This is a genomic window from Bradyrhizobium sp. LMG 9283, from assembly GCF_045571415.1.
Taxonomy (GTDB): domain Bacteria; phylum Pseudomonadota; class Alphaproteobacteria; order Rhizobiales; family Xanthobacteraceae; genus Bradyrhizobium.
This window is the reverse complement of sequence record NZ_CP120691.1, coordinates 8613928-8631229: the sequence shown is the minus strand read 5'-3', so window position 1 is coordinate 8631229 and position 17302 is coordinate 8613928. Positions and strand designations below refer to the sequence as shown.

11 protein-coding genes are annotated in these 17302 nt (G+C 64.9%); 4 read left to right on the top strand and 7 right to left on the bottom strand.

Annotated elements, in window-relative coordinates:
- Nucleotides 1-15: 15 nt before the first annotated feature.
- Nucleotides 16-1632 (top strand): acyl-CoA carboxylase subunit beta, encoded by a 1617-nt coding sequence (locus tag P6U29_RS40235; protein ID WP_407115624.1) that lies wholly within the window; start codon nt 16-18, stop codon nt 1630-1632.
- Nucleotides 1629-3602 carry an acetyl-CoA carboxylase biotin carboxylase subunit gene (locus P6U29_RS40230; RefSeq protein ID WP_407115623.1) on the top strand — a complete coding sequence of 658 codons (1974 nt, stop codon included), beginning with the start codon at nt 1629-1631 and terminating at the stop codon, nt 3600-3602. Before P6U29_RS40235 ends, P6U29_RS40230 begins: the two co-directional genes overlap by 4 nt.
- 98 nt (nt 3603-3700) lie before the next feature.
- Here P6U29_RS40230 and P6U29_RS40225 read toward each other — a convergent pair whose 3' ends face one another.
- The 7 genes from P6U29_RS40225 to P6U29_RS40195 all read right to left on the bottom strand — a co-directional run bounded on the left by P6U29_RS40225 (nt 3701) and on the right by P6U29_RS40195 (nt 12338).
- Nucleotides 3701-4687, bottom strand: coding sequence for an ABC transporter ATP-binding protein (locus P6U29_RS40225; RefSeq protein ID WP_407115622.1), 987 nt, complete (start codon nt 4685-4687; stop codon nt 3701-3703).
- Complete coding sequence (locus P6U29_RS40220) at nt 4684-5691, bottom strand: ABC transporter ATP-binding protein (RefSeq protein ID WP_407115621.1); 1008 nt, start codon at nt 5689-5691, stop codon at nt 4684-4686. The genes P6U29_RS40225 and P6U29_RS40220 overlap by 4 nt, the downstream gene beginning before the upstream one ends.
- A complete protein-coding gene (locus P6U29_RS40215) occupies nt 5691-6584 on the bottom strand; it encodes an ABC transporter permease (protein WP_407115620.1) in 894 nt (297 codons plus the stop codon). The genes P6U29_RS40220 and P6U29_RS40215 overlap by 1 nt, the downstream gene beginning before the upstream one ends.
- 185 nt (nt 6585-6769) lie before the next feature.
- Nucleotides 6770-7717, bottom strand: coding sequence for an ABC transporter permease (locus P6U29_RS40210; RefSeq protein WP_407115619.1), 948 nt, complete (start codon nt 7715-7717; stop codon nt 6770-6772).
- A gap of 39 nt (nt 7718-7756) precedes the next feature.
- Nucleotides 7757-9355, bottom strand: a complete 1599-nt coding sequence (locus tag P6U29_RS40205) for an ABC transporter substrate-binding protein (protein WP_407115618.1) — start codon at nt 9353-9355, stop codon at nt 7757-7759.
- A 260-nt stretch (nt 9356-9615) separates the two neighbouring features.
- The gene (locus P6U29_RS40200; protein ID WP_407115617.1) at nt 9616-11166 is read right to left on the bottom strand and encodes an AMP-binding protein; all 1551 of its coding nucleotides are present in this window, start codon (nt 11164-11166) and stop codon (nt 9616-9618) included.
- Nucleotides 11167-11183: 17 nt separating this feature from the next.
- A complete protein-coding gene (locus tag P6U29_RS40195; protein ID WP_407115616.1) occupies nt 11184-12338 on the bottom strand; it encodes an iron-containing alcohol dehydrogenase in 1155 nt (384 codons plus the stop codon).
- Between the two features lie 462 nt (nt 12339-12800).
- Here P6U29_RS40195 and P6U29_RS40190 point away from each other — a divergent pair, with 462 nt between their 5' ends.
- On the top strand, nt 12801-14006 hold the full coding sequence (locus tag P6U29_RS40190; protein ID WP_407115615.1) for an efflux RND transporter periplasmic adaptor subunit: 1206 nt from the start codon (nt 12801-12803) through the stop codon (nt 14004-14006).
- Nucleotides 14003-17161: an efflux RND transporter permease subunit gene (locus tag P6U29_RS40185; protein WP_407115614.1), complete on the top strand. Its 3159-nt coding sequence runs from the start codon at nt 14003-14005 to the stop codon at nt 17159-17161. Before P6U29_RS40190 ends, P6U29_RS40185 begins: the two co-directional genes overlap by 4 nt.
- The last annotated feature ends 141 nt before the right edge of the window (nt 17162-17302 follow it).

The window sequence follows — 17302 nt, the reverse complement described above, 5'->3', positions numbered from 1 at the left end:
GAGCAGGATCAAGTCATGTCTGTCATCGAAAACACCATTTTCCCCGGCAGCGCCGCCTACCAGGCCAACCGCGACGGCATGCTTGCGCTGATCGACCGCATGCGCGCACTCGAAGAGCGCACACGGGCGGCATCTGCCGCGGCGAAAGACCGCTTCCACAAGCGCGGCCAGCTGCTGCCGCGCGAGCGCGTCGCGCTGGTGCTCGATCCCGGTGCGCCCTTCATCGAGCTGTCGACGCTCGCCGGCTACATGTTCGACGTGCCGGATCCGGACAAGAGCGTGCCCGGCGGCGGCGTCATCGCCGGCATCGGCTTCGTCTCGGGCATCCGCTGCATGGTCAGCGCCAGTGATTCCGGCATCGATGCCGGTGCGCTGCAGCCTTACGGCCTCGACAAGACGCTGCGGGTGCAGGAGCTCGCGCTGGAGAACAAGCTGCCTTATGTCCAGCTCGTCGAAAGCGCCGGCGCCAATTTGCTGCGCTACCGCGTCGAGGACTTTGTTCGCGGCGGCAACATCTTTCGCAATCTGGCGCGGCTGTCGGCGGCGGGACTGCCGGTCGTTACTGTCACGCACGGCTCCTCCACCGCGGGCGGCGCCTATCAGACCGGCCTGTCCGACTACATCGTCATGGTCCGCGGCCGCACCCGCGCCTTCCTCGCCGGGCCGCCGCTGCTGAAGGCTGCGACCGGCGAGATCGCGACCGAGGAGGAGCTCGGCGGCGCCGAGATGCATACGCAAATCTCCGGCCTCGGTGATTATCTCGCCGAGGACGACCGAGATGCCTTGCGCATCGCGCGGGAGATCATGGCGGCGATGCAATGGGAGCGGCCGGGCCGAGCGGCCCCAGAGTTCAAGCCGCCGCGCTACGATCAGGACGAGCTGCTCGGCATCATGCCGATGGACCACAAGCGTCCCGTCGACATGAAGCAGGTGATCGCCCGCATCGTCGACGATTCCGATTTCACCGAGATGGCGCCGAATTACGGCCCGGCCACCGTCTGCGGCCATGCTCGCATCGAGGGCCAGGCCATCGGCATCATCACCAACAACGGTCCGCTCGATCCCGCCGGCGCCAACAAGGCGACGCATTTCATTCAGGCCTGCTGCCAGACCCGCACGCCGATCCTCTATCTCAACAACACCACCGGCTACATGGTCGGAAAATCCTATGAAGAAGCCGGCATGATCAAGCATGGCTCTAAGATGATCCAGGCCGTGACCTCGGCGACGGTGCCACAGATCACCGTCTATTGCGGTGCCTCGTTCGGCGCCGGCAATTACGGCATGTGCGGCCGCGGCTTCCATCCGCGCTTCTGCTTCTCCTGGCCGAACGCGAAGACCGCCGTGATGGGCGGCGAGCAGGCGGCCGAGACCATGGCGATCGTGACCGAGGCCGCCGCAGCGCGGCGCGGTAGGCCGATCGAGAAGGACAAGTTACAGGCCATGAAGGCGCAAATCATCGGCGTGTTCGACGGCCAGATGGATGTGTTCTCAACCAGTGCCCGCGTGCTCGACGATGGCGTGATCGATCCGCGCGACACCCGCGCGGTCCTCTCCGAAGTGCTCGCGATCTGCCGCGAGGGCGATGCGCGCACACCGCAGCGCATGCAGTTTTCGGTGGCCCGCCCATGAGGAACGGATCAGTGCAGCATCGGCCGTTCTTCAAGGTTTTGGTCGCCAATCGCGGCGAGATCGCATTGCGCGTGATGCGAAGCGCGCGGCAGCTCGGCCTTGGCGTCGTCGCGGTCTATTCGGATGCCGATGGCGATGCGCTCCATGTGCGCCAAGCCGATCAGGCTGTGCGCATCGGCGAAGCCTTGCCGGCGCAATCCTATCTCAACATCTCCGCGATCATTGCCGCGGCGAAAGCAAGCGGCGCGGGCGCGGTTCATCCGGGCTACGGCTTCCTCGCCGAGAACGAAGATTTTGCACAGGCCTGCAAGGAAGCCGGCCTCGTCTTCATTGGCCCGTCGCCGCAAGCAATCGAGGCGATGGGCAACAAGGCCGGCGCCAAGGAGATCATGAAGAAGGCCGGCGTACCTATCGTCCCCGGCTATCAGGGCACTGAGCAGGGCGACGAAGTCATGCTCGCGGAAGCCAGAAAGATCGGCTTCCCTGTCATGATCAAGGCCGTCGCGGGCGGCGGCGGCCGCGGCATGCGGCTTGTCACTGATGCGGCCTCGTTTCCTGATGCGCTGCGCAGTGCGCGTTCCGAGGCGAAGGCGGCGTTCGGCGATCCCACCGTGATCCTCGAACGCGCCATCCAGAATCCCCGCCACATCGAGATCCAGGTGTTCGGCGACAGCCACGGCAATGCGATCCATCTCGGCGAGCGCGACTGCTCGGTGCAGCGGCGCCACCAGAAGCTGATCGAGGAGGCGCCGTCTCCCGCCGTCACGCCCGAGCTGCGCGCGAAGATGGGCGAGGTCGCAGTCGCCGCGGTGAAGGCGTTGCGCTACGAGGGCGCCGGCACGCTGGAATTCCTGCTTGATCAAAGCGGCGAATTCTACTTCATGGAGATGAATACGCGCCTGCAGGTCGAGCATCCCGTCACCGAGGCGATCACCGGGCTCGATCTCGTCGAGCTGCAGCTGCGCGTCGCGCGCGGCGAACCGTTGCCGCTGAAGCAGCAGGACATCAAGTTCTCCGGCCACGCCATCGAGGTGCGGCTTTGCTCGGAAGATGCCGCGCAGGGCTTCATGCCGCAATCGGGCCGCATGACGCGCTGGCAGGTGCCGGAAAGCATCCGCGTCGAGCACGCGTTGCAATCGGGCTCGGAGATCCCGCCGTTCTACGATTCCATGATCGCCAAGGTGATCAGCCGCGGCGCTACCCGCGAGGAGGCGAGGGGACGGCTGATCGTCGGCCTGGAGCAGCTCACCGCGTTTGGCGTGACCACCAACCAGGCGTTCCTGATGTCCTGCCTGCGTCATCCCAGCTTCGCCAAAGGCGAGGCGACGACGGCCTTCATCGGTGCGCATCGCGACGAGCTGCTGGCACCGCGCGCGAACGCGGCATTCGACGTGGCGCTGGCGGGCCTGCTGCTCTACGTCACCAACCCGCGCGCGCCGTCCTGGCGGGGCGGCCGGAGCCTCGCCGCCACCTTTCCGCTGCCGGCAAAAATCGAGATCGCCGGCCGGACATACGAACTCGAAGTCACGCGCGAGCGCGATGGCAGCTACAATGTCGTCGTCGACGATCGCGAGGACAGGTTCGAGATCGACCAGCTCGATGCCGACGCGATCCGCTTCCACCACGATGGCGTGATGGACGGCGCAAGATTCCTACGCGATGGCGATCGCCTGTACGTCCAGCATCGCGGCATCCCGTTCGCAGTCGCCGATCTCACCCTTGCCGCACCAAAGGCGGCCGCAAGCAATGGCGGCGACGGCAAGGTCCGCGCCGCCATGAACGGCCGCGTCGTCGCCGTGCTGGTCAAGCCCGGCGACCGCGTCACCGCCGGCCAGCCGGTGCTGACGCTGGAGGCGATGAAGATGGAGCACGTCCACAAGGCCGGCATCGACGGCGTGGTCAGCGCGATCGATGTCGCCGAAGGCGATCAGGTGACTATGGGCCGGATCGTGGCGGAGATCGGGCCGTAGTCGCGTGTGTCCCGGACGCGCGAAGCGCGAGCCGGGACCCATGCTTCGGCGCGTGAGGATGCTTTCCTAAATCCCCCGCTTTCGCGGGGACACAAGATCTACGCCGGCCGCCCGGTCCCGTCATTGAGCAAACACGCCACCTGATGCCCGTCACCTGCCTCCAGCAGTGCCGGCCGCTCCGTCTTGCATCGCTCCATCGCAAAGCGGCAGCGGGTGTGAAACGCGCAGCCTGAGGGCGGGTTGACCGGGCTCGGCACGTCGCCGTCGACCAGCGGCGCCAGCTTCTTCGCGAGCGGGTTTGCGATCGGCACCGAGGCAAGCAAGGCCTGCGTGTAAGGATGCCTGGGATTGCGGAATAGCTCGTCCTTGTCGGCGATCTCGACGATGCGGCCGAGATACATCACGGCCACGCGGTGGCTGATATGGGCGACCACGGCGAGATCGTGGGCGATGAACAGGTAGGAAAAGCCATGCTGGCGTTGCAGGTCGATCAACAGGTTGATCACCTGCGCCTGGATCGAGACGTCGAGCGCGGACACCGGCTCGTCGCAGACGATCAGGCGTGGCTCCAGCGCCAGCGCGCGTGCGATGCAGATGCGCTGGCGCTGGCCGCCGGAGAACTGATGCGGGAAATTGTGCATCTGGTCGGGCCGCAACCCCACCTGCTCGAACAGTCTTGCGACCCGTGCCTCGAGCGCCTTGCCCGTGGCGAGCCCGTGCACGGCGAGCGGCTCGCCGACGATATCGCCCGCGGTCATGCGCGGGTTGAGCGAGGCAAATGGGTCCTGGAATACGATCTGCATCGAACGACGGTGCGGCCGCAGTGCCGTCTTGGACAGATGGGTGATGTCCTCACCATCGAGCCGGATCTGGCCCGAGGTCGGCTCCACCAGCCGCAGCACGCTGCGCGCCACCGTGGACTTGCCGCAGCCGGATTCGCCGACGAGGCCCAGCGTCTCGCCGGTTCCAAGCGCGAACGAGACGCCGTCGACGGCATGCACGGTGCCGACTTGCCGGCGCAACACGCCGGCGCGCACGGGATAGTGCTTCTTGAGATCGGTTACTTCGAGCAGCGTCGCGGTCATGCCACCTCCGCGACTTCTTCTGCGCGCCAGCAGGCGGCAAGATGGCCGCCACCCAAGTCCGCCAGTGGCGGATATTCGGCCTCGCAACGTTTGATGGCGAGCTTGCAGCGCGGCGCGAAGGCGCAGCCCTTCGGCAGCCGCACCAGCGATGGCACCGTGCCGGGAATTTCGTTCAGCCGCGCCTGCGCAGGGACACCGGATGCGGGAACGGCCGGGATCGAGGCCATCAGCCCGCGCGTATAGGGATGCTTTGGCGAGGCAAACAGCGCTTCGACGCTGGCCTCCTCAACCTTTCGCCCCGCATACATCACGATCACGCGCTGCGCGGTCTGCGCAACGACGCCGAGATCGTGCGTGATCAGCACGAGCCCGGTGCCGAGCTCCTTCTGGAGGTCGAGGATCAGCGCCAGGATCTGCGCCTGGATGGTAACGTCGAGCGCGGTGGTCGGCTCGTCCGCGATCAGCAGCGCCGGACGGCACGCCAGCGCCATCGCGATCATCGCGCGTTGGCGCATGCCGCCGGAGAGCTGATGCGGATATTCCCGCGCGCGCCGCGCCGGCTCGGGAATGCGCACCAGCCGCAGCATCTCGACCGCGATGTTATGGGCCTCTTTCGCCGAGATGTTCCGGTGCAGCCGCACGGCCTCGACGATTTGGTCGCCGATCCGCATCACCGGATTGAGCGAGGTCATCGGCTCCTGGAAGATCATGGAGATGCGGTTGCCCCTGACCGTGCGCATCTGCGTTTCATCCAGCGCCAGCAGGTCGGTGCCTTCGAGCGAGACAGAGCCGCCGACGATGCGGCCGGGCGGATCGGGCACGAGCCGCATCAGCGAGAGCGCGGTCACGCTCTTGCCGCAGCCGGATTCGCCGACGATCGCCAGCGTCTCGCCGCGCTTCACGCTGAACGAGAGGTCGTCGACAGCCTTGAAGAGGCCGGAATTGGTGAAGAACACCGTCTTCAGGTTCTTCACATCGAGCACGAGATCGGATTTGTCCGCCATCAGCCGCGCTGCCTCGGATCCAGGATGTCGCGCAGGGCGTCACCGAACAGATTGGCGCCGAATACGGCGAGGCTGATCGCGATGCCCGGGAAGATCACGAGCCACGGCGCGGTGCGGACATATTCGGCGGCGGATTCGGAGAGCATGCGCCCCCATGACGGATAGGGTTCGGGAATGCCGAGGCCGAGGAAGGACAGCGAGGCTTCGGTGAGGATGGTCGAGCCGAGCTGGGCGGTCGCGAGCACGATCAGCGGCGCCAGCGTGTTCGGCAGCACGTGGCGCAGCGCGATCCGCATCTCGCTCATCCCGATCGACTTTGCGGCTTCGACGAACGGCTGCTCGCGCAGCGCCAGCGTATTGGCGCGGATGACGCGCGCGACCGTCGGGATCAGCGGAATGGCGATGGCGATGATCACATTCGGCAGCGAGGGGCCGAGCGCGGCCGTCATCACCAGCGCCAGCACCAGGAGTGGCAGCGCCTGGAGAACGTCGGAGACGCGCTGGAATACGAGATCGACCCAGCCCGAGAGATAGCCGGAGGTGAGGCCGACGATCACGCCGATGGTGCCGCCGAGCGCGGTCGAACCGAGCCCGACCGCGAGCGAGATCCGCGCACCGTGGATGATGCGGCTGAACACGTCGCGGCCGAAGGAATCGGTCCCCATCCAGTGCACCAGGCTCGGGCGGGCCAGCGCGCGGGCGGAATCGACCGTCAGAGGATCGTAGCGCGCGATGAAGTCGGCGAAGATCGCCGTCAGCACGAACAATGTCATGATAACGAGCCCGGCCGCGCCCAGCACATGCCGCTGCGCCGTGAACAGCACGCGCCGCCAGCCGCCGGTCGCGTAAGCCCCGGCCCGCCTCAGTTCGAGATCATAGTCGATCGTGGCCATGTGCCTCTCCGCGGGGAGAAACACCTCTCCCCATCGGGGAGAGGTCGGCGCGTAGCGCCGGGTGAGGGGGCCCAGGTCTCAGGATGGAGTGTAACCCATCACCCGGATTGCATCTTCCGATGCAATCCGACCTCTCCCTACGGGAGAGGTGAGTCACCATCGTCGCTCGGCTTGGTTTCATTGAATCATTCCGTGTACCTGATCCGCGGATCGAATACCGCGTAGAGCATGTCGACGGTGAAGTTCGCGAACACCACCACGACGGCGATGAACATCACGAGGTTCTGCACGATCGGATAGTCCCGCCAGCGGATCGCCTCCACCAGGAATCGCGCGACGCCGGGGATATTGAACACGGTCTCGGTGACGATCAGGCCGCCGATCAGGAACGCCGCCTCGATGCCGATCACGGTGATCACTGGCAGGATCGCGTTCTTCAGCGCGTGATGATAGTTCACGGCCGCATCGGAGGCACCCTTGGCGCGCGCAGTGCGGATATAGTCCTGCCGCAGCACCTCCAGCATCGAGGAGCGGGTGATGCGCATGGTGAGCGCCGCACTGCGGAAGCCGACGGCGGCGGCCGGCACGGCGTAGGTCGCGAACGCCTCGAGCCACGTCTTCGGGTTCGGGTTGAAGATCGGCATCTGGCCGAACATGGCCACCGACGCGGTGAGGATGAGAAGCCCGAGCCAGAACGAGGGCAGCGACAAGCCGCTGAGGCTGACGACGCGCAGCGCATAGTCGAGCCTTGTTCCTTGCTTAACCGCGCTGATGACGCCGAGCGGAATGCCGATGGATGCCGAGAACAGCAGCGCCAGCCCGGCAAGCCGCGCCGTGATCGGAATCCGCGGCAGGATCTCTTGGAGTGCCGGCTTTTCGGAGACATAGGAGTAGCCGAAATCGCCGCGCAGCAAGCCGCCGATCCAGTGTAGATATTGCGCAACCAATGGCTGGTCGATGCCGAGCTGTTTCTCGAGCTCGGCCTTGTCGGCCGGATCGACGTAGCCGGCGGCGGCGAATAGGATATCGACGATGTTACCGGGCACGATGCGCAGCAGGAAGAAGATGACGACCGAGATCCCGAACAGGGTCACGAGCATCAGGAACAGGCGCCGCACCAGATAGGCAAACATCACGTGCCTCCCGTCGAGCCGCTAGTCTTTAGCCTGACGCTACTTGTCGAGCCACACATCCTCGTAGCGGAAGCCGTTGTAGGAGCTGTTCGACATGATCGTGACGCCCTTGACGTAGGGCTGCCAGCAGGTGCCGGCCCGTGCATGGAAGATGATCGGGCGGGCGACATCCTCCTGCAGCTTCTTGTCGATATCCCACACCAGTGGCTTACGCTTGCTGGCGTCGGTCTCCTGCGACTGCACGTCGAACAGCTTCTCGATCTCCTTGTTGCAGTAATTGGTGTAGTTCCGTTCCGAACCGCAGGAATAGTTCTCGTAGAACGACTGGTCGGGATCGTCGACGGAATTGCCGGTCAGGTTGAGGCCGAGCATGTAGTCCTTGCGCGCGACCTTCGGGAACCAGTTTGCGGTTTCCACGACGTCGAGCTCGCCGTCGATATAGATGGTCTTGAGCTGGTCGATCAGGATCACCGCGGGGTCGCGATATTCCGCGAGATTACGGGTCGAGACCTTCACCGCGAGATGCTTGTCCGGGCCGTAGCCTGCCTTCTGCATCAGCTTCTTGGCTTCCTCCCGGTTCGCGTTGACGTCCGGGCCGTAGCCCGGAATGGTCGCCAGCTTGTCCTTGGGCATGCCCCAGATGCCTTGCGGCGGCGGCAGCATGGTGCCACCGATATCGGCCTGGCCCTCGAACAGGATGTCGACGAAGGCCTTGCGGTCGAGTGCCATCGCCATCGCCCGACGGATATCGATGTTGTCGAACGGCGGCGATGTCGAATTGACGATGATGTTGGTGGAAACGTTGGTCGGCTCGACGACGCAGGTCGCGTTCGGCGCCTGCGACTTGATGTCCTTCAGGAGCGGGATCGTGATGTGCGTCGGAAAGGTCATGTCGAACTTGCCGGCGACGAAAGCGAGAATCGCGGTCGAGCGGTTGGTGATGATCGTGTACTCGATGCCGTCGAGATAGGGCAGGCCCTTCTTCCAATAGTCCGGATTTCGCGTCAGCTTGATCGATTCATTGGCCCTGAACTCGACGAATTTGAACGGCCCGGTTCCGATCGGATGGGTGCGCATCTCCGCAGGCGAGACGTGACAGGGGTAGATCGGCGTGTAACCGGACGCGAGCATCGCCAGTAGCGAGGGCTGCGGCCGCTTCAGGTCGAAGGAAACCTCGAACTCGCCGCTCGTGGTGACCTCGTTGACCTCGTTGTACCAGGCCTTGCGCGGATTCTGCCGCAGCTTCTGCTGCGATTTGCCCATCAGGAGATCGAAGGTGCATTTGACGTCGGCTGACGTGAACGGCTTGCCGTCGTGCCATTTCACGCCCTGGCGCAGTTTGAACGTCAGCTTCTTGTTGTCGCGGCTCCAGGACCAGCTTTCAGCAAGCTCTGGCCGGAGCGTGTCCGGACTGTTCTGCGCGATGTGCTGGTCATAGATGACGAGATTGTTGAACACGCCCATGAACGGCACGTTGACCGAATAGGTCGCGCCCTCGAGGATGGACGCGTTGGCCGGACTGTCGCGGTGATACATCCGCAGGATACCGCCCTGCTTGGGCTCGCCAGCGAGCGTGGCGGTTGAGGCCGTCAGCACAGATAGCGCCGCCATTGCGGCGAGCGCGCACACGCTCCGCATGCTCATCCTCCCTGGACCTCGGCCTTTTGCGGCCTGTTTGCCAGACGATAGCGAGGCGCGTGCAGCGAGGCAACGGGCTAACGCTCTTTACGGCCTTGGCAATTTGGATGACGTAACGCCGCAGGAGTTTCGCACTTTCACGATGTGAGAGTGCAGGTGCGAACAGGCGGCGTGTAATGGCGTTGCTGAAGCCGCGGCGAAGGTGGGCTCCCTCGCCCCGCTTGCGGGGAGAGGCGAAGATGCCGCCGCGCTGCCCCAACTCACACGATCCGCGACGCCTTGTTCCCCCAGTACCGGTCCCGCAGCAGCCGCTTGTACAGCTTGCCCGTCGGCAGCCGTGGCAGTTCCTTCTCGAAATCGACCGAGCGCGGCACCTTCTGCCGCGACAGCGATTTTGCGCAGAACGCGATCAGCTCTTCGGCGAGGGCCGGCCCCGGCACCACGCCGGGCATCGGCTGCACCACCGCCTTCACCTCCTCGCCGAGATCGGCATTGGGCACGCCGAACACCGCGGCATCGGCGACCTTCGGGTGGGTGATCAGCAGATTCTCGCATTCCTGCGGATAGATGTTTACCCCACCGGAGATGATCATGAAGGTCGCGCGATCGGTGAGGTAAAGGAAGCGGTCCTTGTCGACATAGCCGACGTCGCCAACCGTGCTCATGCTGCCGTCGGCCGAGCGCGCCTCCCTGGTCTTCTCGGGATCGTTGAAATATTCGAACGGCGAGGCCGTCTTGAACCAGACCTGGCCCGGCGTGCCGGTCGGGCACTCCCGCATGTTTTCGTCGAGAATGTGGAGGTCGCCCAGCAGCACCTTGCCGACGGTGCCGCGATGGCTAAGCCATTCCTCGCTGTTGCAGGCGGTGAAGCCGAGACCTTCAGTCGCGCCGTAATATTCGTGGATGATCGGTCCCCACCATCTGATCATGTCGTCTTTGACCTGGGCCGGGCAGGGCGCCGCGGCGTGGATCGCGATCTCCAGCGAGGAAAGGTCGTAGCGGCCACGCACCTCGTCCGGCAACTTCAGCATGCGCGAGAACATCGTCGGCACCAACTGCGTGTGGGTGATGCCCCATTGCTCGACGAGCTGGAGGTAACGTTCGGGATCGAAACTCTCCATGATGATCACGGTCCCGCCCATGCGGATCGTGAGGTTCACGGCGGCCTGCGGCGCGGAGTGATAGAGCGGTGCCGGCGAGAGATAGACCATGCCCTCGCGGTAGTGCCAAAGCTTGGTCAGAAAATCGAACAGCGGCAGATTGTGCTTCGGCGGCTCTTCCGGAAGGGGCCGCAAAATGCCCTTCGGCCGTCCGGTCGTGCCGGACGAATAGAGCATGGCGGTACCGAGCCATTCATCCGCGATCGGTGTGCTCGGCATGTCCGCGGTCACGTCCGCAAGTCCGACGATACGTTCGCTCTCGCCCGGACCATCGGCGACGATGCAGAGCTTGACGTCGGGGCAGGCCTGGATCGCCTCGCGCGCGATGGCGAGCTTGGCCACCGACGTAATCAAAATCTTCGACCGGCTGTTGACGAGGAGATAAGCGAGCTCGCCCGGCGTCAGGAAGGAGTTGATGCAGGTGTAGTAAAGCCCGGAGCGCTCACCCGCGCCGCAGGCCTCCAGATAGCGCGAATTGTTCTCCATGAAGATCGAGTAGTGATCGAGCCGCTTCAAGCCGTGCTTACGGAACAGATGTGCCAGACGATTGCTGCGTGCCTCGAGCTCGCGATAGGTGACGGCTTCGCCTGTCGCCGCCATGATGAACGCGGGCTGCAGCGGACGCAGGCAGACATGGCGACCAGTATACATCTATCCTCCGGCTTGCATCATGCGGCGAGAAGCAGGATCTCTTTGATATCGGCGGGCCCGGCGATCTTGCGTGGGTTGCGCGGGATCCAATTTGTTCGCATGGCCTGTTCGGCGATGGAATCGAAATGCTCCGGCAAGACACGCATCTCGGCGAGGCTGCGCGGCATGCCAAGCGAGCGGATGAAGGCATCGAGCACGTCGGCGGCATCGCGGCCGGGGTAACCCATCGCGGTGGCGACGATCACCTGGCGCTCGGCATTGTCGCGCGCGTTCCAGCGCATCACCGCCGGCAGCATGATGCAGGAGGTGTAGCCGTGCGGCACGCCGAAGGCGGCGCCCAGCACGTAGCCGATACCGTGGCTCGCACCCATCGGCACGCCCGCTGCGAGCGCGCCCATCGACAGCCAGGTGCCGATCTGCGCATCCATGCGGGCGTCGAGGTCGGCAGGGTCCGCCTTCACCCGCGGCAGTGCATCGGCGAGCATGGCAAGGCCTTTGACGGATTGCGCGTCGGCATAAGGGTGCGTCTCGCGCGAGCAGATCGCCTCGACGCAATGGTCGACGGCGCGGATGCCGGTCGACAGGAACAGCCATTCCGGCGTGTGCACCGTGATGGCGGGGTCGAGGATGGTTGCGCGCGGCACCGTGAGCGGATGCCGCAGCATCTGCTTCACGTTGCTGCTGCGGTCGGTGACCCCGGCGATCGAGCTGAACTCGCCGCCGGCGATCGTGGTCGGCACGCTGACCTGGCGCACTGTCGGTGCGTTCATCTCGGGCGCGACACCCTTGTGCACACGGATTCGCTCGATGCCGCCGATGTCGTCAATGCCGTTGGCAAGACAGAGCTGCACCGCCTTGGCGCCGTCGGTGATCGAGCCGCCGCCGACGGTGACGATCAGGTCGGCGCCCGCCTCACGCGCCGCATTGGTTGCCGCGATCACCGCCTCGCGCGGCGTGTGCGCTGGCATGGCGTCGAACAGGCCGCCGCAGCGGGAACCCAAGGCTTGCTTGATCTTCTCGATCTCGTCGGTTTGCCGGTTCAGCGTGCCTGACACCAGCAGGAAGGCGCGGCGGGTTCCCAGCCGGTCCATCTGCGCCACGATCGCGCCGGCCGCCGGATGGCCGAACACGACCTCCTCGATCGCGCCGTAAACGACACGTCCCTGGTGCACGCCTGTCCTCCCGGACAATTCGTCTTGTTTTGTAAGGAGAAGTCTAGCCGAGCAGCCGCCGCCCGTCATGCGCGAAGACGCTGGCTACTCCCTTACCTCCCCTGGAGTGGGAGGGTCGATCGCGCGAAGCGCGAGCGAATAGTGCCCGTGTGAAGAGATCACCCGACCCGCATCGCATTCCGCTGCGCTCCATGCGCTGCGCCCCTCCCCCTCCAGGGGCCTGGAGGGGAGGTGCCCTTTCCATTCATTAGCCCCGCGAATAAGTCCATTCGCGTCTCGCCCACTAATCGGTCCGCGCGAGGCCGGCTAATTCCTCTGTCAACCCGCCATCCGGCCAGGGCGCTCGTGTGAGCATTGCACGCGCATTGGTCTTGAAGAGTTCATCATTGCCGCCCATCCTGTAGGGCCCGCGTGATGGCGAATACCCCGCTTTTTCCGTAGTTTTTGATGCGAGGACCTGGGATGACTGGACCGGACGGAAGCGAGCCATTTGTCAAAAAGCACGATTTCGTTCAACCGCGGCATTACGCAATAGCGAGCCTGCTCACTGCAGCATTCGTGCTCGCCGGCTGCGGACAACCGGCCTCGCAGGCCGCCGCTCCTCCGCCTCCGCCGGTGACCGTTGCCCAGCCGGTCAAGCGCACCGTCACCGATTGGGACGAGTTCACCGGCCGCTTCGAGGCAGTCGAGGAGGTGCAGGTGCGCCCGCGCGTCGGCGGCTTCGTCAACTCGGTGGAATTCCAGGACGGCGCCATCGTGCGTCAGGGCGATCTGCTCTACGTGATCGACCCGCGTCCGTTCGAGGCGGTGGCCGAGCAGGCGGACGGCCAGCTCTCCGACGCGCGTGCCAAAGTGGAGCTTGCCAAACGCGAGCTCGATCGCGGCCTCAACCTGGTGCAGACCAGCGCCGTCTCCGAGCAGGTCGTCGACCAGCGCCGCCAGGCCTTGCAGGCCGCCCACGCCGCCGCGACGCAGGCCGAAGGCGCGTTGAAGGCCGCCAAGCTCAATATCGAGTTCACGCACGTGACAGCGCCGCTGACGGGGCGCGTCAGCCGCCATCTCGTCAGCCCCGGCAATCTCGTACAGGGCAGCGATAGCGGCACGTCGACACTGCTGACGTCGATCGTCACGCTGGATCCAATCTACATCTATTTCGACATGGATGAGGCGACCTTCATCAAATACAGCAAGCTGTGGTTCGAAGGCCGGCGCCCGAGCTCGCGCGATACCGCGAACCCGGTGCAGGTGTCTCTCGCCGGCGAGACCAAGCCCTCGCATGAGGGCACCATCAACTTCCTCGACAACCGCCTCGATGTCTCGACCGGCACGCTGCGTAGCCGCGCCGTCATCAAGAACACCGATCTGTCGATCCTGCCGGGCCAGTTCGGCCGCGTCCGCCTGATCGGCAGCGCGCCCTACGAGGCGCTGCTGATCCCCGATGTCGCTGTTGCGACCGACCAGTCCCGCAAGATCGTGTTCGTGGTCAAGCCGGATGACACGGTGGAAGCGCGCCCCGTCGTGCTCGGACCGCTCGACGACGGCCTGCGCGTGATCCGCGAAGGGCTGAAGGCTGACGACCGCGTCATTGTCAATGGCATCCAGCGCGCCCGCGTCGGCGCCAAGGTCGCCCCCCAGACCGCGCAAGCTCCGGCCGGTGGCAAGTCATGAACCTCGGCCGTCTCTCCATCAACCAGCCCATTTTGGCGATGGTGCTGTCGATCGTGCTCTTGATCGTCGGCGCGCTCGCCTACACGACGCTGCCGGTCTCCGAATATCCGCAAGTGGTGCCGCCGACCGTCGTCGTCACCACGCAATATCCCGGCGCCTCCGCGCAGACCGTGTCCGACACGGTCGCGGCTCCTATCGAGCAGGAGATCAACGGTGTCGAGGACATGCTGTATCTCTACAGCCAGGCGACCTCGAACGGCCAGCTTACCATCACCGTCACCTTCAAGCTCGGCACCGACCTCGACAAGGCGCAGGTGCTGGTGCAGAACCGCGTCGCGATCGCACAGCCGCGCCTGCCCGAGGAGGTCCAGCGCAACGGCGTCACCACGCGCAAGAACTCGCCCGACATCCTGATGGTCGTGTTCATGCTGTCGCCCGACGACACGTTCGACCAGCTCTATATCTCCAATTATGCGCTGCTCCAGGTTCGCGACCAGCTTTTGCGCATCGACGGCGTCGGCGACATCCAGATCTTCGGCGCGCGCGATTATTCGATGCGGCTGTGGCTCGATCCTGATCGAATCGCCAATCTCGGCCTGACCTCGACCGAGGTGCTGGCGGCCATCCGTGCCCAGAACGTGCAGATTGCGGGCGGACAGATCGCCGAGCCGCCGATCGCTGATCGCGCCTTCCAGCCGAACCTCGTTTTCACGGGACGGCTGAAGGACCAGAAGCAGTTCGAGGACATCCTGATCAAGGCCGGTTCCGACGGCCGCACGGTGCGGCTGCGCGACGTCGCACGTATCGAGCTCGGCGCGCTGGCCTATTCCACCAACAGCTTCCTGCTGCGCAAATCGGCGGTCGCCATGCTGATGACGCAGCGGCCCGGATCGAATGCGCTCGCGACGGCGAAACACATCTCCGACACCATGACGAAGCTGAAGGAGAGCTTCCCGAAGGGCCTCGACTACAATATCGGCTACAATCCGACCGAGTTCATCGCACAGTCGGTCCATGAGCTGATCAAGACGATCTACGAGGCGATGCTGCTCGTGGTCGTCGTGGTGCTGGTGTTCCTGCAGGGATGGCGGCCCGCGATCATCCCGATCATCGCGATCCCGGTCTCGCTGGTTGGCACTTTCGCGGTGATGGCGGCGCTTGGATTTTCCATCAACAATCTGACCCTGTTCGGCCTCGTGCTCGCGGTCGGCATCGTGGTCGACGACGCCATTGTCGTGGTCGAGAATGTCGAGCGCCATCTCGAGCACGGCCTCAGTCGTCGTGATGCCGCGCTCAAGACCATGGAGGAGGTCGGCGGCGCGCTGGTCTCAATCGCCCTGGTGCTGTGCGCGGTGTTCGTGCCGACCGCATTCCTCGGCGGCATTTCAGGGCAGTTCTTCCAGCAGTTCGCCGTCACCATTGCCGTTGCGACCGCGATCTCCTGCTTCTGCTCGCTGACTCTGTCGCCAGCGCTGGCCTCGCAGATCCTCACCCCGCATGAAGAAAAGCGGCCGCCGGCTGCCTGGAATGTCATCGCGCGCGGCTGGAACGCCTTCACCGGCGTGTTCAACCGCGTGTTCGACCGGCTCTCGCATGGCTATGCCGGCCTCGCCAATTTCGTGATCCGGCATTCGGTGGTGATGCTCCTGATCTATGTCGCGCTGATCGGCAGCGCCGGCTGGCTGATCGTGACCACGCCGCAGGGCTTCATCCCGGCGCAGGACCGCGGCTACGTCATCGTATCGGTGCAATTGCCGGGCGCGGCCTCGCTGGCGCGCACCACGGAGATCGTGCGCGAGATCGAGCGCATCTCGCTGGATACGCCGGGCATCGTCCGCGTCGCCGCCTTCGCCGGCTTCTCCGGCGCGACGCGAACGCAGGCCGGCAATGCGGCGGCTCTGTTCCCGGTGTTCGATGAGCCGGAGGTGCGGCTGAAGAAGGGGCTGTCCGCGAACGCCATCACGGCCGAACTGCGCAAGCGTCTGTCCGCGATCCAAGGTGCGTTCATCATCGTGATTCCGCCGCCGGCCGTGCCCGGCATCGGCACCGGCGGCGGCTTCACCATCCGCGTCCAGGACCGCCAGGGTCGCGGGCCGGAAATGCTCGCAGCCGCGACCGACGAACTGGTTGCTGCCGCGCGCAAGGCGCCGACTCTGACCTCGGTGTTCTCGCCGTTCACGGCGAACACGCCGCAGCTCTTCGTCGACATCGACCGCACCAAGGCGCAGAAGCTGGGCGTGCCGATCGCCAACATCAACGACACGATCCAGACCTATTTCGGATCGACCTATGTCAACGACTTCAACCTGTTCGGCCGCACCTACCACGTCACCGCGCAGGCGGACTTCCCCTACCGCAAGGAGCCGAGCGACCTTGCGCGCCTGCGCACGCGCAACGCCTCCGGCGACATGGTGATGCTCGGCAGCGTGGTCGAGTTCAAGGACGTCTCGGGTCCCGACCGCGTCGCGCGCTACAATCTCTATGCGGCCTCCGAGCTCCAGGGAGAGCCGGCGCCGGGCGTAAGCTCGACCACCGCGCTCAACACCATCAAGAAGCTCGCCGACGATACCCTGCCGAGCGGCTTCACCTTCGAATGGACGGACCTGTCCTATCAGCAGATCACTGGCGGCAATGCCGGTCTCTACGTCTTTCCGATCTGCGTGCTGTTCGTCTATCTCGTGCTCGCCGCACAATATGGCAGCTGGACGCTGCCGTTCGCTGTGATCCTGATCGTGCCGATGTGCCTGCTCGCCGCCACCATCGGCGTGCGTATCATGGGGCAGGACGTCAACATCCTCACCCAGATCGGCTTCGTCGTGCTGGTGGGATTGGCGGCAAAGAACGCGATCCTGATCGTCGAGTTTGCGCGCGACATCGAGCTCGAGGGCAAGCCGCGGCTGGAGGCCGTGATCGAGGCCTGCCACCTGCGCCTGCGCCCGATCCTGATGACCTCCTTCGCCTTCATCCTCGGCGTGCTGCCGCTGGTGATCTCGACCGGCTCCGGCTCGGAGATGCGGCAGGCCGTGGGCGTTGCCGTGTTCTTCGGCATGCTCGGCGTCACCCTGTTCGGGCTTCTGTTCACGCCGATCTTCTATGTCGTGGTGCGGAACCTGGCAGAAGGACGGCGCGACAAGAAGCCGGAGGTGGTGGCCTGACGAGAGTCGGTGGGTGACTGCCGTATCCCGGATCACCACTGTCGTCCCGGATCGGCGCGCGCTTGTCCGGGACGACAGCGGAGATATAAGGCGCAGCCTCCATACTAACGATCAACATGAAATCGATGGGCACGCGCGGGG